Below are 18,701 nucleotides of genomic sequence, written 5' to 3'. Positions count from 1 at the left end.
TGAAACGGTGATTCTGCGAATAATCGTGAACCCAAAACACGTCAAACCCATGACGTCAAAAGCAAGGCGGATTATCTTGCAAAAGCGCCCCCCTGTGCCAGCAGACTCTGTGCTTCGCATTGAAATAGACGCGTAGGGAAGACGTTGACTTAGTGCCGATGATTCAAGGGAATCGACCAAATGCAGGTTTGCATGCGACCGGAACGGCTCTGATGCCTTGGGTTGCCTCGCGCCATGGCCCTATAATCGGGCCACTTTGTTTGTGGAGCCCGTTATGCCGAATCTACGTCTCGCCGATTTGACCGCCGAAATCGAAGCCAACGTGCGCCGTGCGTTGCTCGAAGACATCGGCAGCGGCGACATCACCGCGCAGTTGATCCCGGCCGAACGCCTGGCCAAAGCCACCATCATCACCCGCGACGCTGCGGTCATCGCTGGCACCGCGTGGGTCGATGCCGTTTTCCGGCAACTCGATCCACGGGTCGCGGTGCACTGGCAGGTGCGCGACGGCGAACGGGTGAAACCCAATCAGGCGCTGTTCCACCTCGAAGGCCCGGCACGCTCGCTGCTGACCGGCGAACGCTCTGCGCTGAACTTCCTGCAATTGCTCTCGGGCGTGGCCACGCGCGCGCAATACCTGGCGGATTTTGTCGCCGAGACGCAGGTGAAGTTGCTTGACACCCGTAAAACCCTGCCAGGGCTGCGTCTGGCGCAGAAGTACGCCGTGACCTGCGGCGGTTGTCACAACCACCGTATCGGTCTGTACGACGCCTTCCTGATCAAGGAAAACCACATCGCTGCCTGCGGGGGCATTCCTGAAGCCATTAACGCTGCGCACAAGATCGCCCCGGGCAAACCGGTCGAGATTGAAGTGGAAAGCCTGGATGAGCTCAAGGAAGCCCTGGCGGCGGGTGCAGACATCATCATGCTCGATGAACTGAGCCTGGATGACATGCGTGAAGCCGTACGCCTGAACGCAGGCAAGGCCAAACTGGAGGCCAGCGGCGGTATCAACGAAAGCACGCTGCTGCCGATCGCCGAAACCGGGGTGGATTACATTTCGATTGGTGCGATGACCAAGGATGTGAAGGCTGTCGACCTGTCGATGCGTTTAAGCCTCTGAGCATGAAAAAACGCCAGCCTCATTGAGGCTGGCGCTTTTGTCAGACCACCAGATTGTTCATCTCACAGTATTCTTCCCACTCGACGCCCAACACCTCGGCCGCCTCCTTGTGCAGCACCAGGCGCGCAGCCTCGAACTCTTCAGGGCTTGAGGTGTACTTGAGCGTCAGCTCCCAAGGCTGCAAGCCCTGGGATTCCGCCTCATCCTCGAACGCCCACTGGATCTGGTCTTTTTGATCGTCGGCTGGCAAGTCCTTGATCTCATCGGCTAGCTGGGGCGAATCCAGCAAGTACTTTTTCAGCGCTTCTTCGTGTCTGGCTTCTTGAGTCAATTCTTTAACGGTCATGTCGTTCTCGCTGATCTGGGGAATGGAAGATGGATCTGGATCATCAAGGATCTCTCTGACGCAAAAAACCGTTTGAAGCCCGGTTTGTCTGGCCTTCAGAACCATTCGGGGATCATCTGAAAACTGCAAAGTGGTGCGTGTTCAACGTTCGAATATAGGACGTTTGGTCGACGATTTATATGGACTTTTACATCAAATCTACAAAAAAACCGTCAGTCGGGCTTTCTGCAAATTTTCCTTCGCTACCCAGGAACAACGTTCAAAAGGCAAAGTCATAGCGATGTGCCATCTAGGCACTTCACAAGGAACCCGGTGATGCGCAATTTTTCCAAGCTTCCGTCTAGCCTGTTTGCAACCGGCATGGCCGCCCTTCTTCTCGGCAGCCTGGCACTGCCCAATTCGGCTCAAGCTGGTCTGGAATACAAATCCGACGGCGCTAACTCTTCCGATAAACTCCTCGCCTACCACAATTATTACGGCACATACGTGATGGCCAGATCCGACGTCAGTGCTGATGACGTGGAACAACTGCAACGCATTGTCAAAACCAATACGGCTGAAATTGAAACGCTGAAAAAAACCGTCAGTGAGCAGGCGCGACTGATCGAAGAGTTCAAAAAGAACACGGGTTCCAGTTCAAGCTCGAATGCCAGTGAAGTGGACAAACTCAAGCGCACCGTCAGCGAACAGGACAACGGGTTGAAAAAACTCGCCAGTCAGATGGACGATCTCAAACGCACCAGCGGCTCGAACTCCAGTTCAAGCTCGAGCTCCAGCGACCTGTCCAGCCTTAAACGGGAAGTCAGCGATCAGGACAATCAACTCGATCAGCTCAAACGCACCGTGGAGGATTTGAGCAGAAAGGTGAAATAACTGGGGAATGGTGCCCGAGACAGGAATCGAACCTGCGACCTTTGCGTTACGAGTGCGCTGCTCTACCAACTGAGCTACACGGGCGGTGAGCTAAACCTAGCACAGCTTTCGCGAGTCGCCACCGCAAGCCCATCTCGGTTTATTGCAGACAAAAAAATGCCCCGCAGCTTTCACTGCGGGGCATTTTTTATAACGTTGAAGCGGTAAGGCGTGGGGGGTAATTAAACGCCCGAAGCCTTGGCCGCTGCTACGTCTTTGATGGACAGCTTGATACGGCCGCGGTTGTCCACGTCCAGTACCAGTACTTCCACTTCCTGGCCTTCTTTCAGGATGTCGGTCACTTTCTCTACGCGAGCGTCGCTCAACATGGAGATGTGAACCAGACCGTCCTTGCCAGGCAGGATGTTGACGAATGCGCCGAAGTCGACGATGCGCTCAACCTTACCAACGTAGATCTTGCCGATTTCAGCTTCTGCGGTGATGCCCAGAACGCGCTGACGTGCTGCTTCAGCCGCTTCCTTGGTTTCGCCGAAGATCTTGATCGAGCCGTCGTCTTCGATGTCGATCGAAGCCTTGGTCTCTTCACAGATCGCACGGATGGTCGCGCCGCCTTTACCGATGACATCACGGATTTTGTCGGTGTCGATTTTCATCGCGATCATGGTCGGAGCGTTTTCCGACAGTTCGGTACGCGACTGGCCAATGATCTGGTTCATCTGACCGAGGATGTTCAGGCGCGCTTCCAGGGCTTGGCCCAGAGCGATTTCCATGATTTCTTCGGTGATGCCTTTGATCTTGATGTCCATCTGCAGCGCGGTAACACCTTTGGCGGTACCGGCTACTTTGAAGTCCATGTCGCCCAGGTGGTCTTCGTCGCCCAGGATGTCGGTCAGGATGGCGAACTTCTCGCCTTCTTTAACCAGACCCATGGCGATACCGGCAACCGGTGCCTTCATCGGAACGCCGGCATCCATCAGGGCCAGGGAAGCGCCGCAGACCGAAGCCATGGAGCTCGAACCGTTGGATTCGGTGATTTCCGATACAACACGGATGGTGTACGGGAACACGTCAGCAGCAGGCAGCATGGCTGCAATCGAACGACGGGCCAGACGGCCGTGACCGATCTCGCGACGACCAGCGCCACCCATGCGACCACACTCACCTACCGAGAACGGAGGGAAGTTGTAGTGCAGCATGAACGGGTCTTTTTTCTCGCCTTCCAGGGTGTCCAGCAGCTGTGCATCACGGGCGGTGCCCAGTGTTGCAACGACCAGAGCCTGGGTTTCGCCACGGGTGAACAACGCCGAACCGTGGGTCTTTGGCAGAACACCGACTTCGATGTTCAAAGGACGTACGGTCTTGGTGTCGCGGCCGTCGATACGTGGCTTGCCGTTTACGATGTTTTCGCGAACGGTGCGGTATTCGATTTCGCCGAAAGCCGCTTTGACTTCGCTGGAGGAAGGCTGGCCTTCTTCACCGGACAGCTTGGCCACCACCTGGTCTTTCAGTTCGCCCAGACGAGCGTAACGGTCGGCCTTGATGGTGATGGTGTAAGCCTGGGAGATCGCGTCGCCGAACTCGGCACGGATAGCGCCCAGCAGAGCGGTGGCTTCTGGCTGTGGAGCCCAGGTCCAGGTCGGCTTGGCAGCTTCGGCAGCCAGTTCTTTAACGGCGTTGATCACAACCTGGAACTCGTCGTGAGCAAACAGTACCGCGCCCAGCATCTGGTCTTCGGTCAGCTCTTTGGCTTCCGATTCAACCATCAGAACGGCTTCCGAAGTACCGGCAACGACCATGTCCAGGCTCGAAGCTTTCTGTTGCTCGTAAGTCGGGTTCAGCAGGTAGCCGGTGCTTTCGTGGAACGCAACGCGGGCAGCGCCGATCGGGCCATCGAAAGGAATGCCGGAGATGGCCAGGGCAGCCGAGGTACCGATCATCGCAGCGATGTCCGGATCGGTCTTCTTGCTGGTGGAAACGACGGTGCAGACAACCTGCACTTCGTTCATGAAGCCTTCCGGGAACAGCGGACGGATCGGACGGTCGATCAGTCGGGAAGTCAGGGTTTCTTTCTCGGAAGGACGGCCTTCGCGCTTGAAGAAACCGCCAGGGATCTTACCGGCAGCGTAAGTCTTTTCCTGGTAGTGAACGGACAGAGGGAAGAAGCCCTTGCCTGGATCGGCTTGCTTGGCACCGACTACGGTCACCAATACGCTGACGTCGTCGTCAACGGTGACCAATACTGCGCCGGAGGCCTGACGGGCGATACGGCCGGTCTCGAGGGTAACGGTCGACTGACCGAACTGGAATTTTTTGATTACCGGGTTCACGGTGTCCTACCTTCTTTTGTGGCTCTTGGGGAACTTGTCTTCTTGCGAAATTCTTGGGCAATGTCGGGAATCGGCCCAACGCCTGTCCAGGGTAAAACGACTATCCAGATAAAACTTGAGGCTGGGAGCCTGCCATGTGCCAGCGGGAAACCCGCTGACACACAGCAAACAACCAACCTCTAGCGCAATCGCTTATTAGCGACGCAGACCCAGGCGACCGATCAGAGCCTGGTAACGACCCAGATCCTTGCCTTTCAGGTAGTCCAGCAGCTTACGGCGCTGGTTTACCATGCGGATCAGACCACGACGGGAGTGGTGATCTTTACCGTTGGCCTTGAAGTGACCTTGCAGCTTGTTGATGTTGTGAGTCAGCAGTGCAACTTGCACTTCTGGCGAACCAGTGTCACCAACAGCTTGCTGGTAGTCAGCAACGATTTGAGCTTTTTCTTGAACGTCGAGAGCCATGAGGCAATCCTTTTATCAGGAAACTGTTTCAAAGAAACAGCTTCAACAGGCCAGGGACAAATCCCTGTATCTAAAAATGAGTAGTGACCGTGCCTGTTAACAGCCACCCTCGTCCGGTCATTCTGACCGAATCAGTCGACGCGGCGCGATGCGCCCGTCTTCGCTCACTTCACCGATACCGATGAAGCGACCGTTGTGATCCTGTACCCGTACCATGCCGAACTTCGGTGCGTCCGGGGCTCGTACCGGTTGGCCGTTGAGCCAGTAGAACGAGCTGTGCTCCGAGAACTGCAACAGTGGCCAATCCAGCAGGCCGCTGTCCGATGGCATCAGGAAGCGGTCGACCGCTTCGTTGCCGCCTTCGGCATGTACCGCTTCCAACTCTTCAAGCGTGACCGTCTGCGCCAGCGTGAAAGGCCCGGCCTGGGTACGCCGCAATTCAGCCACGTAAGCACCACAACCGAGTTGCTCACCGATATCCTCCACCAGGGTGCGAATATAGGTGCCTTTGCTGCAATCCACCGCAAGCCGCGCAGTATCACCCTCAAAGGCGAGCAATTCCAAGCGCGCAATAGTAACAGAACGCGGTTCGCGCTCCACTACTTCGCCTGCACGGGCCAGCTTGTACAGCGGTTGGCCATCACGCTTCAGTGCCGAGTACATCGGCGGTATCTGACTGATTTGCCCACGAAAACCCGGCAATACGGCTTCGACATCGGCGCGACCAACGGTCACCGGGCGTTCCTGCAAAACGTCACCCTCGGCATCGGCCGTGGTGGTGGTCTTGCCCAGTTGCGCCAGGGTTTCATAAGCCTTGTCGGAATCGAGCAGGTATTGCGAAAACTTGGTGGCCTCACCGAAGCACAACGGCAACACGCCGGTGGCCAGCGGATCGAGACTGCCGGTATGACCGGCCTTCTCGGCGTTCAGCAACCAGCGAACCTTCTGCAACGCAGCGTTGGAGGTAAACCCCAACGGCTTGTCGAGCAGAATGATACCGCTGACGTTACGACGGATACGTTTGACCTGAGCCACCGATTACTCCTTGGCGTCTTCGGGTGCAGCCGCTTCCGGGCGCTGGCTGTCTTCAGCCACTGCACGTTCGATCAGGGCGGACAGGTGCGCGCCACGCACGACGCTTTCGTCGTAGTGGAAGTGCAGCTGAGGAACGCTACGCAACTTCATTTCGCGAGCCAACTGCATACGCAGGAAACCGGCGGCGGAGTTGAGCACCTTGATGCTTTGTGCGATGTCTTCGGCGTTGTCCTGCCCCATCACGGTGATGAAGATCTTGGCGTGACCGACGTCACGGCTGACTTCAACAGCGGTAATGGTGACCAGGCCGACGCGCGGGTCTTTGACTTCACGACGGATCAGCTGTGCCAGCTCACGCTGCATCTGATCGCCGATACGTTGGGTACGGCTGTATTCTTTTGCCATGTCTTGTTACCTGTTACTGCCCCACGGTGAAACCCGAGGGGTCTGAAAGCGGCAAACGCCCGGCCTGACAAAAGCCAGACCGGGCGTTGCGTTTAGAGTCCTGACGCTGTGCCGCGCACTTGCATGCGGCGGCTTGGCGTGGCCCTTGAAGTGCGCGAGTTAGAGGCTGCGAGCAACCTGAACCTTCTCGTAGACTTCGATCTTGTCGCCAGCTTTGACGTCGTTGTAGCTCTTGACGCCAATACCGCATTCCATGCCGGCACGTACTTCGGAAGCGTCATCCTTGAAGCGGCGCAGGGATTCCAGCTCGCCTTCGAAGATAACGATGTCTTCACGCAGTACACGGATTGGACGGTTACGGTGAACAACACCTTCGATAACCATGCAACCGGCGATCGCGCCAAACTTCGGCGAACGGAACACGTCACGCACTTCAGCGGTACCCAGGATGTTCTCGCGAACATCGCTGCCCAGCATACCGGTGAGGGCTTTCTTGACGTCTTCGATGATGTCGTAGATCACGTTGTAGTAACGCATATCCAGACCTTCCTGCTCGACGATCTTGCGAGCGCCAGCATCGGCACGCACGTTGAAGCCGAACAGTACAGCGTTGGAGGCCAGTGCCAGGTTAGCGTCGGACTCGGTGATACCACCCACGCCGCCACCAACAACACGCACTTGCACTTCGTCGTTACCCAGGCCATTCAAGGCGCCGTTCAACGCTTCGAGGGAACCACGGACGTCAGATTTGAGGACGATGTTGAGCGTCTTCTTCTCTGCCTGGCCCATGTTTTCGAAGATGTTTTCCAGCTTGCCAGCGTGAGCGCGAGCCAGTTTGACTTCGCGGAACTTGCCTTGACGGAACAGAGCCACTTCACGGGCTTTCTTCTCGTCTGACAGCACGCTCATCTCGTCGCCAGCGTCCGGGGTACCGTCCAGGCCGAGAATCTCGACAGGGATGGATGGACCGGCTTCCTTGATTGGCTTGCCGTTCTCGTCGAGCATGGCACGTACACGGCCATAGTTCGAACCGACCAGCACCATATCGCCTTGGCGCAGGGTACCGTCTTGAACCAGAACGGTTGCAACCGGGCCACGACCTTTGTCGAGACGCGATTCAACCACAACACCACGGCCTGGAGCCGAAGGCGTTGCTTTCAGTTCCAGAACTTCAGCTTGCAGCAGAACAGCTTCGAGCAACTCGTCCACGCCAGTACCGACTTTCGCCGAAACCGATACAAACGGGGTGTCGCCGCCCCACTCTTCCGAGGTCACGCCGTGAACCGACAGTTCGCTACGGATGCGATCGAGATCGGCGCCCGGCTTGTCGATTTTGTTCACAGCAACGACCAGTGGAACACCGGCAGCCTTGGCGTGCTGGACAGCTTCAATGGTCTGCGGCATAACGCCGTCGTCCGCTGCAACGACCAGGATCACGATGTCAGTCGCCTTGGCACCACGGGCACGCATTGCGGTAAACGCAGCGTGACCCGGGGTATCGAGGAAAGTGACCATGCCGCGATCAGTTTCAACGTGGTACGCACCGATGTGCTGGGTGATACCGCCGGCTTCGCCAGCAGCTACCTTGGCACGACGGATGTAGTCGAGCAGCGAGGTCTTACCGTGGTCAACGTGGCCCATTACGGTCACGACCGGAGCACGGGAGAACGATTCACCTTCAAACTTCAGGGACTCGGCCAGGGAATCTTCCAGGGCGGTGTCGCTGACCAGGGTCACTTTGTGGCCCAGTTCCTCAGCAACCAGTTGGGCAGTTTCCTGATCCAGTACCTGGTTGATGGTCGCTGGAGTACCCAGTTTGAACATGAACTTGATGATTTCAGCTGCCTTGACCGACATCTGCTGGGCGAGATCGCCAACAGTGATGGTCTCGCCGATCTGCACATCACGCACGACAGGACCGGTTGGGTTCTGGAAACCGTGAGCGTTGCGTTTCTTCAGCTTGGCCTTGCCGCGACCACCACGACGGAAGCCATCGCTTTCTTCGTCGGTAGTACGTGGCGCAACACGTGGAGCAGGCGCTTTCTCTTTAACCGAAGCACGATGTGGAGCGTTTTTGCGCTCACCATCGCCACTGCCACGACGATTGTTATCGTCGGCACGTGGTTTGTCCGGACGGCGCTGTTCGTTCTGCTTGTTGCGAACGTCTGCAGACGGTGCTGGAGCAGCGGCTACAACCGGCGCGCTTTCGCGTACTGGCTCGGCAACTGCAGCAGGTGCTGCAACGGCGTCGTTAGTAGCGGTTTGCGCAGCAGCAGGCTGACGACGCGCTTCTTCTTCGGCGCGACGCTTGGCTTCTTCTTCAGCCTTCTGACGAGCAGCATTTTCTACTGCGCGACGTTCTTCCAGTTCGCGTTTGCGCTCGGCTTCGATTTCTTCCGGGCTGCGCTGTACGAAGACTTTCTTCTTGCGTACTTCAACGCTGATGCTTTTGCTGCCAGCAACACGCAGGGTGCTGGTGGTTTTGCGCTGCAATGTAATCTTGCGCGGTTCTTCCACTTTCGCCTTGTGGCTGCTCTTCAAGTGAGTCAGCAAAGACTGCTTCTCACTATCGCTCACACCTTCATCGGCGGCGGTGTGCGGCAGACCTGCCTCACGCATCTGCTGCAACAGGCGCTCTACCGGTGTTTTGACCTCATCGGCCAGTTGTTTCACCGTGACTTGCGTCATGCACTTCTCTCCTCAGGCCGCGCCTAATTACTCGAACCAGTGGGCTCGGGCGGCCATGATCAACTTGCCGGCACGATCATCGTCAATGCCGTCGATGTCGAGCAGATCGTCAATAGACTGCTCGGCCAGGTCTTCGCGGGTAATTACGCCGCGCACCGCCAGTTCCATCGCCAAATCCTTGTCCATACCCTCAAGCGAGAGCAGGTCTTCGGCCGGATGGGCGTCTGCCAGCTTTTCCTCAGTAGCGATGGCTTTGGTCAACAAACGATCCTTGGCGCGAGCGCGAAGCTCGTTGACGGTTTCTTCGTCAAAGCCGTCGATGTTGAGCATTTCTTCCAACGGTACGTAGGCAATCTCTTCCAGGCTGGTGAAGCCTTCATCTACCAGCACCTGTGCCAGGTCTTCGTCGACTTCCAGCTCGTCGATGAAGTTGCGCAGGATGTCGCCGGTTTCTGCTTGCTGCTTAGCCTGGATGTCCGATTCGGTCATCACGTTCAGGGTCCAGCCAGTCAACTGGCTAGCCAGACGCACGTTCTGACCACCGCGACCGATGGCCTGAGCCAGATTGTCTGCGCCAACGGCGATGTCCATTGCATGGGCATCTTCGTCAACGATAATTGCCGCAACCTCAGCCGGGGACATGGCGTTGATTACGAACTGAGCCGGGTTGTCGTCCCACAGGACGATGTCCACACGCTCACCGCCCAACTCACCCGACACTGCCTGGACGCGCGAACCGCGCATACCAATGCAAGCGCCTTGCGGGTCAATGCGTTTGTCTTTAGAGCGGACCGCGATCTTGGCGCGCGAACCCGGGTCACGGGACGCAGCCATTACTTCGATCAGGCCTTCAGCGATTTCCGGCACTTCGATGCGGAACAACTCGATCAGCATTTCCGGCGCAGTACGCGACAGGATCAGCTGCGGGCCGCGGTTCTCGGTGCGGATTTCCTTGAGCAGCGCACGCAGGCGCACGCCAACCCGGAAGGTTTCGCGAGAGATGATGTCTTCACGAGCCAGCAACGCTTCAGCGTTGTTGCCCAGGTCGACAATCACGTTGTCGCGGGTGACTTTCTTCACGGTGCCGGAGATGATTTCCCCCAGGCGCTCGCGATAGGCGTCAACGACTTGAGCGCGCTCGGCTTCGCGAACTTTCTGCACGATGACTTGCTTGGCAGTCTGTGCAGCGATGCGGCCGAACTCGATGGATTCAATTTTTTCTTCGACTACATCGCCGACCTGGGCGCCAGGATGCGTTTCGGCAACCTTGCTCGGCCAGGTTTCGATGGCCGGATCATCCAGGTCTGCTTCTTCGACGACCGTCCAGCGACGGAATGTCTCGTAAGCACCTGTGTGGCGATTGATTTCCACACGCAGATCGACTTCGTCCTCGAAACGCTTTTTGGTAGCAGTGGCCAGAGCCAGCTCCAGCGCTTCAAAAATTACGTTTGCCGGTACGCCCTTTTCATTGGATACCGACTCAACAACCAGCAGTACTTCTTTGCTCATCGTACGCCTCGCCTTTCGCAAGCCATTGGATCCGCGGGATCCGCGTCTCAGTCAAAACTGGGAATAATGTTGGCCTTGTCGATCATATCGATCGGCAACAGGAACTCGTGGTCTTCTACCTGCACCACGACGTCCTGCTCTTCTACACCGCGCAGAAGGCCCTGAAAGTTGCGTCGTCCTTCAAAAGGCGAGCGCAGCTTGATCTTCACTTGTTCACCGGCAAATTTTGCAAACTGCTCAATAGTGAACAGTGGGCGTTCCATGCCAGGCGAGGAAACTTCAAGGGTGTATTCAACGGCGATTGGATCTTCAACATCCAGGACACCGCTGATCTGACGGCTGACGATGGCACAATCGTCCACCAGCACACCGCCCTCTTTATCAATATAAACGCGCAACATTGAGTGGCGACCTTGAGCCGAAAACTCAATACCCCAGCATTCATAGCCCAGGGCCACGACCACCGGGGCCAACAAGGCCTGCAACTCTTCTAGCTTGCTCGACACCTGAACCCCCTCGTGCATGTATGTGCATGCTATGCAAAATAAAAAAATGGGCGAAACGCCCATCCTTGAAACGCCGTCGAACAGCGGCGTAGAAAGTGTCCAGCTAACAAAAAGCCCCTTAAAAGGGGCTCCTTAAACTGGTTGCGGGGGCCGGATTTGAACCGACGACCTTCGGGTTATGAGCCCGACGAGCTACCAGACTGCTCCACCCCGCGACAAAGCTGGGGCGGAAGTATACGACCGATCCCTGACAGGGTCAATGTAACCTTCCACCTACAAGAAAGCCCGCAACAGCGGGCTCTCCTGATAATTGGTACCGAGAAGGGGACTCGAACCCCTACACCCTATGGGCACAACCACCTCAAGGTTGCGTGTCTACCAATTCCACCACCTCGGCAATACTACGTTTGAAACCCTTCTTACTTTTGCTCTTGAGCTGGAGGCACGTCAGTCGCTGGAGTAGCCGACTTTTGCTCTTGAAGCACCGGGACATCATCAGAAGCCGGTTGTTGCTTTGGAACTTCCAACACTGCCGGGTTTGGCAAACCTACTTGAGTCAGCTGGTGAGCTTTCTCTTTAGCAAAGTAACCTAACCCTAAGCTGGTTATGAAGAAACCGGCGGCAAGTATAGCAGTAAACTTACTAAGAAAGGTAGAGGAACCTTGGCTTCCGAACACAGTATTTGAAGCACCTGCTCCGAAAGACGCGCCAGCATCCGCACCTTTACCCTGCTGCAGCAATACCAGAGCAACTACGCCCAATGCACCCAGCAGATGAAAAACGACTACGACTGTTTCCAGCATTTTTTCAGTTTCCCGCGGCGCGACAGATCGCACCGAACTCATCTGCATTCAGGGAAGCTCCACCAATGAGCCCCCCATCGATATCCGGCATGCCGAACAGTTCGACCGCATTGGCCGCCTTCACGCTGCCGCCGTATAGAAGCCGCACACCTTGTGCAACCTCAGAATTCTCTGCCGCCAACTGCGCGCGAATGGCTGCATGCACATCCTGCGCTTGTTGCGGCGAAGCAGTCAGCCCGGTGCCAATGGCCCAGACCGGCTCGTAAGCAATTACTGCATTTGCAAAGGCACCGACACCCAGCTCCTCTATGATACTGCCTAGCTGACGCCCGACAACCTCAAGAGTTTTACCGGCTTCGCGCTGCTCAAGGGTTTCCCCTATGCACAACACCGGAATCAAGCCACATGCCTGTGCCGCTGCGAACTTGCGAATCAGCGTACCGTCCTGCTCGCCCATAATCTGGCGGCGTTCGGAGTGCCCGACAAGTACCAGGGAACACCCTGCATCCACCAATTGACTCGGCGAGACTTCACCGGTCAGTGCACCTTGCATGGATTCCACCGCAGAATTCTGCGCGCCGACCAAAATCGACTTACCTTCCAAGCCATCAATCACTTGATTGATATGCAAGCAAGGCGGGAATACCGCTACATCAACACCGCTCGGCAAGGCCAGATGACGAAGGCCATTGATCAGCTCAGCGACGCTGGCGCGGGTACCGTGCATCTTCCAGTTACCAGCTACCATAGGGCGACGCATGCTGTACCTCGTCGGTCAAAGTGGGCGCAGATGTTACCCAACACAATCATGGCTGGCAAGCCGAATTCAGGCAGAAACTTCACTAACCAGTTTTGCCAGCTCTTCGGCGTAACCACGAACCTGTGTTTCGTCCTCGCCTTCGACCATGACCCGCACCAGCGGCTCCGTCCCGGACTTGCGCAACAACACGCGCCCGCGGCCAGCCATAGCCTCGGTGACACGGGCGCTGGCCTCCTTGACCGACGGATGATCGAGCGGACTTGCCCCGCCACCGAACCGGACATTGATCAGCACCTGAGGGCACTTGCGCAGTGCCTGACGAGCCTGAGCCAAACCCTCGGAGCGAGTCTTCAGCGCCATCAGCACCTGCAGTGCAGCGATGATCGCATCACCCGTGGTGGTGTGATTGAAGCAGACGATATGACCCGAGTTCTCACCGCCTACCAGCCAGTTGCGCTCCAGCAAGTCGGCGATCACATAGCGGTCGCCAACGTTGGCACGCACGAAAGGAATCGACAAATCCGCCAGGGCCAATTCCAGCCCGAGGTTACTCATCAATGTACCGACCACGCCGCCTTGCAGCTTGTCGCGCTCGTGTAAATCGCGAGCGATGATGTACAGCAGCTCATCACCATCAACAATGGCGCCCGTGTGATCGACCATCAAGACGCGATCACCGTCACCGTCGAAGGCTATACCCAGATCGGCGTGCTCGGCCAATACGGCAGCCTGCAATTGCCCCATATGGGTCGAACCGCAATTGTCATTGATGTTCAGGCCGTTAGGCTGAGCGGAAAGCACAACGACTTCGGCACCCAACTCACGGAACACGCTGGGCGCTACCTTGTAGGTTGCGCCGTGAGCGCAGTCGATCACGATCTTCAAGCCAGTGAAGTTGGTACCGGTCGGTACGCTGCTCTTGCAGAATTCGATATAGCGGCCAGAGGCGTCATTGATTCGCGACACCTTACCGATCTTGCTCGACTCAACCACGGTCATCGGGGTGTCGAGCAACTCTTCGATCATCAGCTCGACTTCATCCGGCAGCTTGGTGCCTTTTCCGGAGAAGAACTTGATGCCGTTGTCATCGTGAGGATTGTGTGAGGCACTGATCACAATACCGGCTTCAGCATGAAAGGTACGCGTCAGGTAAGCGATCGCCGGAGTCGGCATCGGGCCCAACAGCATCACATCAGCACCTGCCGACGTCAGCCCGGCCTCGAGCGCGGACTCAAACATGTAACCGGAGATCCGGGTATCTTTGCCGACAAGCACCTTGCAGGCGCCCATTTTACGGAACGCCATGCCCGCAGCCCAACCCAGCTTTAGCATGAAATCAGGAGTAATCGGGTATTCGCCGACCCGACCACGAATACCGTCGGTGCCAAAGTATTTTTTGCTCATAAGTGCTCCATCATTCTTATTCGGCTGATTCCACTGCGGCGATCATCCGCACCACGTCCACTGTTTCGGCTACATCATGGACGCGCAATATACGCGCACCCTTGGCCGAAGCCAGCGCCGCAAGCGCCAGACCACCAAACAAGCGCTCTCCAACCGGGCGATTCAAGGCCTGGCCTATCATGCTCTTTCGCGAAACCCCGACCAACAGGGGCCGCCCCAAGGCACGCAGCTCTTCCATATGTTTGAACAAGCTTAGATTGTGCTGCAAGGTTTTCGCGAATCCAAAGCCTGGATCAAGAATAATCCGCTCAGCCGGGATTCCCACCAACGCACATTGGGCCATGCGCTCGGCGAGAAACTCGCCGACTTCTCTAGTCACATCCTGGTAGAGCGGATTGTCCTGCATGTCGCCCGGCTCACCGAGCATATGCATCAGACATACCGGCAATCCGGTGGCAGCCGCCGCATCCAGGGCGCCGTCTCGACGTAGCGAGCGCACATCATTGATCAAACCCGCTCCCAGCCGTGCGGTTTCGCGCATGACCGCAGGAGTGGAAGTATCGACCGAAATGATCACATCCAACTCGCGGTTGATACGCTCAACGATAGGCGCGACGCGCTCCAGTTCTTCCAGAGGCGAAACCGCCCGCGCACCGGGCCGGGTCGACTCGCCACCGACATCGATCAGCGTTGCGCCCGCGGCAACCATCGACTCGGCATGGCGCAGGGCCGCGTCGAGCTGGCTGTATCGGCCACCATCAGAAAAGGAATCGGGAGTGACGTTGAGAATGCCCATGACATGCGTCTGGGCCAAATCAAGAACCCGGTTGCCGCAAGGCAACCGGGTCGAGGACTGAACAGAAGTCATTTCAAGCCTTATACGTCAGCAGCCGGACCGCCGATCGGAGTTTCCGGACGCTCATCCTGCACCACCGGAGGTGTACCGGAAGTACCGGTACCGCCACCCGACCAGTCGCGTGGTTCGCGAGGCGTACGACCGGCCATGATGTCATCGATCTGATCGGCATCGATCGTCTCGTACTTCATCAAGGCATCGGCCATGGCGTCGAGCTTGTCGCGGTTATCCGTGAGGATCTGCTTGGCCGTGCCGTAGCACTGGTCAATGATGCTGCGCACTTCGGAGTCGATCAGCTTGGCTGTCTCGCCGGAGAAGCTTGCACCCTGACCACCGCCGCCGCGACCGAGGAACACTTCGCCCTCTTCTTCGGCATACATCAACGGACCGAGTTTTTCCGACAGGCCCCACTTGGTCACCATGTTCCGTGCAATCTGGCTGGCACGCATGATGTCGTTGGAGGCGCCGGTGGTAACACCGTCGAAGCCCAGGGTCATTTCTTCAGCGATACGGCCACCGTACAGCGAGCAGATCTGGCTGATCAGTGCGCGCTTGGACAGGCTGTAGCGATCTTCTTCCGGCAGGAACATGGTCACACCCAGCGCACGACCGCGCGGGATGATCGAAACCTTGTACACCGGATCATGCTCTGGCACGACACGACCGACGATGGCGTGACCTGCTTCGTGATAAGCGGTGTTCTGCTTCTCTTTCTCGGACATGACCATGGATTTGCGCTCGGCGCCCATCATGATCTTGTCTTTGGCCAGCTCGAATTCTTTCATTTCGACGATGCGCTTGCCGGTACGGGCAGCGAACAACGAAGCCTCATTCACCAGGTTGGCCAAATCAGCACCGGAGAAGCCTGGGGTACCACGTGCAATCACCGCTGGAGCGACGTCGTCACCCATTGGCACTTTGCGCATGTGCACCTTGAGAATCTGTTCACGACCACGAATATCCGGCAGACCCACCACGACCTGACGGTCGAAACGGCCCGGACGCAGCAACGCAGGGTCCAGTACGTCTGGACGGTTGGTTGCGGCGATGACGATGATGCCGTCATTCATTTCAAAACCATCCATCTCAACCAGCAATTGGTTGAGCGTCTGCTCGCGTTCGTCGTGACCGCCACCCATGCCGGCGCCACGATGGCGACCGACGGCGTCGATTTCATCGATGAAGATGATGCATGGCGCGTGCTTCTTGGCTTGCTCGAACATGTCGCGAACACGGCTGGCACCGACACCGACGAACATCTCGACGAAATCGGAACCGGAAATGGTGAAGAATGGCACTTTGGCTTCGCCGGCAATCGCCTTGGCCAGCAAGGTTTTACCGGTACCTGGAGGACCCACCATCAACACGCCGCGCGGAATGCGGCCGCCCAGGCGCTGGAACTTGCCCGGATCACGCAGGAACTCGACCAGCTCACCGACTTCTTCCTTGGCTTCGTCGCAACCGGCAACGTCACCCAAGGTGGTTTTCACCTGATCTTCGGAGAGCAGGCGTGCCTTGCTCTTGCCGAAGCTCATCGGTCCGCCCTTGCCACCAGCACCGCCCTGCATCTGCCGCATGAAAAACATGAACACGGCGATGATCACCAGGATCGGGAAGCTTGCAACCAGAAGTTGAGTCCAGATGCTTTGCTGCTCAGGCTGCTTGCCTTCGACCACAACGTGGTTATCCACGAGGTCGCCGATCAGACCGTTGTCCTGGATTGCAGGACGAATGGTCTTGAAGCTGTCGCCATCGTTGCGTTTGCCGGTAATCACATAGCCGTCAACTGCTACGCGCTCGACCTTGCCATCCTTGACCTGCTGGATGAAGTCGGAATAGTTGAGGGTCTGCGGCTCGTTAGGGCTGGAGAAGTTGTTCATCACCGTCACCAGGACAGCCGCGATGATCAACCACAGGATCAGATTCTTTGCCATATCGTTCAATTAACTACCCTCTGAAGCAAGCTCCGCTAATGGCGCGCGCTTCGCATGATATTCACCGGCCTAACTTACTACATTACCTACGGCTCTGGCAGGCGCCGTCTGTAACCCTTTGTGAAACACTTTCTACACAATATTCGCTATTTCCCACAGGGCGAAATACGAAAATCCTATCGACGAGCAAAAAAACCTCGATTTACTCACTACGGCCGCGGTAGCCCCAAGCCAGCATGTATTGCTCGCGGGAACTGCCACGGGAAGAGTCCGGCTTGATCATCTGGACCTTGTCGAATTTCTGACGAGCGTCCTTCACGTAAGCATCAAACCCTTCGCCCTGAAACACCTTGATCACGAAATTACCACCCGGCTTGAGTATCCGAGCCGCCAGATCAAGAGCCAGCTCACATAGAAACATGGCTTTTGGCATGTCTACCTCAGGCGTACCACTCATATTGGGGGCCATATCGGAAATCACAAGGTCCACCTGCGAATTACCCACGGCTTCAAGGATCTGAGCGAGCACTTCATCCTGGGTGAAGTCACCCTGGATGAAAGTCACGTCCGGAATGCTGTCCATTTCCAGGATGTCCGAGGCAATCAGACGCCCCTGACCACCGATCAGCCGACTAGTGACCTGCGACCAGCCGCCGGGCGCCGCTCCCAGGTCGACAACACTCATACCTGGACGGATCAGTTTGTATTTCTCCTGAACCTCCAGAAGTTTATAACTCGCACGCGAGCGGTAACCATCCTTCTGCGCCTGCTTCACATAGGGATCATTGACATGTCTTTGCAGCCACTTAAGGCTTGTCTTGGAACGGGCCACGGGCCACCTCGAAAATAAAACGGGTCGTGATTAACTGGGCGGTCCCGGACTCGCTCGGGTAAACTGGCCGCCGCTTTTTACAAGATCAGACGCAGGGGTCAGATTATGCCGCTCACTCAAGAGCAGAAGAAACAGTACAAATCCATTGGCCACCATCTGAAACCGGTTTTGATCGTGGCTGACAACGGTTTGACTGAAGGTGTGTTAGCCGAACTTGAACGCGCTTTGGCGGATCACGAGCTGATCAAAATCAAGCTCAACATCCTCGATCGCGAGTCGCGCCTGGCGAACATTGCAGAACTGTGCAAGGTCGGCAAAGCGGACCTGGTTCAGGTCATCGGCAAGATGGCACTGATTTACCGCAAGAACTTCAGCGTCAACAAGCAGCTGTCGAACGTCCATCGCTTCAAGTGATGACAAGGGTCAAGGGTGTGCTTCGCGCACCCTGCCACTCCATCCAGGCATCGGTTGCAACACCAGCACCAGCCCGGAAAAGCCCAGAACAAGATAGCTAAACACCTGCCAGCGCACTGCATCCGGCCAACCGACGCGCACCGCGAAAAACATCCCGCACGCATACAGCGCCATCAGCAGCAGTTGCCCACGAATATCGCGCCATAGACTGGCAAGGCCCTCGGCCTGAATCAGCACCAAAGCCTGAAAAATCACACATGCTGCGGCGAAACCCACCGTCAGCGCATTCAGCATGCCTGCAATTTCGTCGATCAGCAGCGGCGCCAGACCTATCTGGCCCAGCACCGGCAGCAGACCGATGTGTAACAGCCACAGGCCACCAACCCACAACATCTGAGTCAGCTGCCAAAGCATGGCGCCC

General features: G+C 56.9%; 18 protein-coding genes and 3 tRNA genes. 3 read left to right on the top strand and 18 right to left on the bottom strand.

The window, feature by feature from the left end:
* Nucleotides 1-274 precede the first annotated feature (274 nt).
* On the top strand, nucleotides 275-1,123 hold the full coding sequence (nadC, locus tag ACYZT8_RS04005; RefSeq protein ID WP_461979416.1) for a carboxylating nicotinate-nucleotide diphosphorylase: 849 nt from the start codon (nucleotides 275-277) through the stop codon (nucleotides 1,121-1,123).
* 40 nt (nucleotides 1,124-1,163) lie between these two features.
* Here nadC and ACYZT8_RS04000 read toward each other — a convergent pair whose 3' ends face one another.
* Nucleotides 1,164-1,469: a DUF6388 family protein gene (locus tag ACYZT8_RS04000; protein WP_461979414.1), complete on the bottom strand. Its 306-nt coding sequence runs from the start codon at nucleotides 1,467-1,469 to the stop codon at nucleotides 1,164-1,166.
* A gap of 315 nt (nucleotides 1,470-1,784) precedes the next feature.
* Between ACYZT8_RS04000 and ACYZT8_RS03995 the strand changes: the two genes are divergently transcribed.
* Entirely contained in the window at nucleotides 1,785-2,342 is a 558-nt protein-coding gene (locus ACYZT8_RS03995; RefSeq protein WP_461979412.1) for a hypothetical protein, read from the top strand.
* 8 nt (nucleotides 2,343-2,350) lie between these two features.
* On the opposite strand, the gene ACYZT8_RS03990 is transcribed toward ACYZT8_RS03995, so the two are convergent.
* The 16 genes from ACYZT8_RS03990 to rlmE form a co-directional block, all read right to left on the bottom strand.
* Nucleotides 2,351-2,426, bottom strand: a tRNA-Thr gene (locus tag ACYZT8_RS03990).
* A 137-nt stretch (nucleotides 2,427-2,563) separates the two neighbouring features.
* Complete coding sequence (gene pnp / locus ACYZT8_RS03985; RefSeq protein WP_007942868.1) at nucleotides 2,564-4,669, bottom strand: polyribonucleotide nucleotidyltransferase; 2,106 nt, start codon at nucleotides 4,667-4,669, stop codon at nucleotides 2,564-2,566.
* 195 nt (nucleotides 4,670-4,864) lie between these two features.
* Nucleotides 4,865-5,134, bottom strand: coding sequence for a 30S ribosomal protein S15 (gene rpsO, locus ACYZT8_RS03980; RefSeq protein ID WP_003176135.1), 270 nt, complete (start codon nucleotides 5,132-5,134; stop codon nucleotides 4,865-4,867).
* A 117-nt stretch (nucleotides 5,135-5,251) separates the two neighbouring features.
* The gene (gene truB, locus ACYZT8_RS03975) at nucleotides 5,252-6,169 is read right to left on the bottom strand and encodes a tRNA pseudouridine(55) synthase TruB (protein ID WP_429513668.1); all 918 of its coding nucleotides are present in this window, start codon (nucleotides 6,167-6,169) and stop codon (nucleotides 5,252-5,254) included.
* A 3-nt stretch (nucleotides 6,170-6,172) separates the two neighbouring features.
* Nucleotides 6,173-6,574 (bottom strand): 30S ribosome-binding factor RbfA, encoded by a 402-nt coding sequence (gene rbfA / locus ACYZT8_RS03970; protein ID WP_461979409.1) that lies wholly within the window; start codon nucleotides 6,572-6,574, stop codon nucleotides 6,173-6,175.
* Nucleotides 6,575-6,733: 159 nt separating this feature from the next.
* Nucleotides 6,734-9,262, bottom strand: a complete 2,529-nt coding sequence (gene infB / locus ACYZT8_RS03965; RefSeq protein ID WP_461957184.1) for a translation initiation factor IF-2 — start codon at nucleotides 9,260-9,262, stop codon at nucleotides 6,734-6,736.
* Between the two features lie 27 nt (nucleotides 9,263-9,289).
* Nucleotides 9,290-10,771, bottom strand: a complete 1,482-nt coding sequence (gene nusA / locus ACYZT8_RS03960) for a transcription termination factor NusA (protein ID WP_008024459.1) — start codon at nucleotides 10,769-10,771, stop codon at nucleotides 9,290-9,292.
* A 47-nt stretch (nucleotides 10,772-10,818) separates the two neighbouring features.
* Nucleotides 10,819-11,277: a ribosome maturation factor RimP gene (gene rimP, locus ACYZT8_RS03955; RefSeq protein ID WP_010463487.1), complete on the bottom strand. Its 459-nt coding sequence runs from the start codon at nucleotides 11,275-11,277 to the stop codon at nucleotides 10,819-10,821.
* Between the two features lie 138 nt (nucleotides 11,278-11,415).
* Nucleotides 11,416-11,492: transfer RNA gene (locus ACYZT8_RS03950), tRNA-Met, on the bottom strand.
* A gap of 96 nt (nucleotides 11,493-11,588) precedes the next feature.
* Nucleotides 11,589-11,674 (bottom strand) — tRNA-Leu (locus ACYZT8_RS03945).
* A gap of 22 nt (nucleotides 11,675-11,696) precedes the next feature.
* On the bottom strand, nucleotides 11,697-12,080 hold the full coding sequence (secG, locus tag ACYZT8_RS03940; RefSeq protein WP_017336473.1) for a preprotein translocase subunit SecG: 384 nt from the start codon (nucleotides 12,078-12,080) through the stop codon (nucleotides 11,697-11,699).
* 4 nt (nucleotides 12,081-12,084) lie between these two features.
* Complete coding sequence (gene tpiA / locus ACYZT8_RS03935; RefSeq protein ID WP_461979407.1) at nucleotides 12,085-12,840, bottom strand: triose-phosphate isomerase; 756 nt, start codon at nucleotides 12,838-12,840, stop codon at nucleotides 12,085-12,087.
* A gap of 66 nt (nucleotides 12,841-12,906) precedes the next feature.
* Entirely contained in the window at nucleotides 12,907-14,244 is a 1,338-nt protein-coding gene (gene glmM, locus ACYZT8_RS03930) for a phosphoglucosamine mutase (protein WP_461979405.1), read from the bottom strand.
* Between the two features lie 16 nt (nucleotides 14,245-14,260).
* Entirely contained in the window at nucleotides 14,261-15,112 is an 852-nt protein-coding gene (gene folP / locus ACYZT8_RS03925; protein ID WP_461979403.1) for a dihydropteroate synthase, read from the bottom strand.
* A gap of 8 nt (nucleotides 15,113-15,120) precedes the next feature.
* Complete coding sequence (gene ftsH, locus ACYZT8_RS03920; RefSeq protein ID WP_109627910.1) at nucleotides 15,121-17,034, bottom strand: ATP-dependent zinc metalloprotease FtsH; 1,914 nt, start codon at nucleotides 17,032-17,034, stop codon at nucleotides 15,121-15,123.
* Nucleotides 17,035-17,236: 202 nt separating this feature from the next.
* The gene (rlmE, locus tag ACYZT8_RS03915) at nucleotides 17,237-17,866 is read right to left on the bottom strand and encodes a 23S rRNA (uridine(2552)-2'-O)-methyltransferase RlmE (RefSeq protein ID WP_008005470.1); all 630 of its coding nucleotides are present in this window, start codon (nucleotides 17,864-17,866) and stop codon (nucleotides 17,237-17,239) included.
* Between the two features lie 105 nt (nucleotides 17,867-17,971).
* Between rlmE and ACYZT8_RS03910 the strand changes: the two genes are divergently transcribed.
* Nucleotides 17,972-18,280 carry a YhbY family RNA-binding protein gene (locus ACYZT8_RS03910; protein ID WP_008057408.1) on the top strand — a complete coding sequence of 103 codons (309 nt, stop codon included), beginning with the start codon at nucleotides 17,972-17,974 and terminating at the stop codon, nucleotides 18,278-18,280.
* A gap of 9 nt (nucleotides 18,281-18,289) precedes the next feature.
* Here the strand turns inward: ACYZT8_RS03910 and ACYZT8_RS03905 are convergent, their stop codons facing one another.
* On the bottom strand, nucleotides 18,290-18,694 hold the full coding sequence (locus ACYZT8_RS03905) for an MFS transporter (protein ID WP_461982367.1): 405 nt from the start codon (nucleotides 18,692-18,694) through the stop codon (nucleotides 18,290-18,292).
* Nucleotides 18,695-18,701 lie beyond the last annotated feature (7 nt).

The organism is Pseudomonas sp. LB3P93 (assembly GCF_054898025.1).
This window is presented reverse-complemented; position numbering and strand designations above follow the sequence as displayed.

Bases quoted from the DNA above. Each gene is read 5' to 3' on its own strand.
- ftsH (WP_109627910.1), bottom strand. From the start codon at position 17,034: ATGGCAAAGAATCTGATCCTGTGGTTGATCATCGCGGCTGTCCTGGTG.
- ACYZT8_RS03910 (WP_008057408.1), top strand. From the start codon at position 17,972: ATGCCGCTCACTCAAGAGCAGAAGAAACAGTACAAATCCATTGGCCAC.
- ACYZT8_RS03995 (WP_461979412.1), top strand. From the start codon at position 1,785: ATGCGCAATTTTTCCAAGCTTCCGTCTAGCCTGTTTGCAACCGGCATG.
- ACYZT8_RS04000 (WP_461979414.1), bottom strand. From the start codon at position 1,469: ATGACCGTTAAAGAATTGACTCAAGAAGCCAGACACGAAGAAGCGCTG.
- rpsO (WP_003176135.1), bottom strand. From the start codon at position 5,134: ATGGCTCTCGACGTTCAAGAAAAAGCTCAAATCGTTGCTGACTACCAG.
- rbfA (WP_461979409.1), bottom strand. From the start codon at position 6,574: ATGGCAAAAGAATACAGCCGTACCCAACGTATCGGCGATCAGATGCAG.
- nusA (WP_008024459.1), bottom strand. From the start codon at position 10,771: ATGAGCAAAGAAGTACTGCTGGTTGTTGAGTCGGTATCCAATGAAAAG.
- secG (WP_017336473.1), bottom strand. From the start codon at position 12,080: ATGCTGGAAACAGTCGTAGTCGTTTTTCATCTGCTGGGTGCATTGGGC.
- glmM (WP_461979405.1), bottom strand. From the start codon at position 14,244: ATGAGCAAAAAATACTTTGGCACCGACGGTATTCGTGGTCGGGTCGGC.
- folP (WP_461979403.1), bottom strand. From the start codon at position 15,112: ATGACTTCTGTTCAGTCCTCGACCCGGTTGCCTTGCGGCAACCGGGTT.
- nadC (WP_461979416.1), top strand. From the start codon at position 275: ATGCCGAATCTACGTCTCGCCGATTTGACCGCCGAAATCGAAGCCAAC.
- ACYZT8_RS03905 (WP_461982367.1), bottom strand. From the start codon at position 18,694: ATGCTTTGGCAGCTGACTCAGATGTTGTGGGTTGGTGGCCTGTGGCTG.
- tpiA (WP_461979407.1), bottom strand. From the start codon at position 12,840: ATGCGTCGCCCTATGGTAGCTGGTAACTGGAAGATGCACGGTACCCGC.
- infB (WP_461957184.1), bottom strand. From the start codon at position 9,262: ATGACGCAAGTCACGGTGAAACAACTGGCCGATGAGGTCAAAACACCG.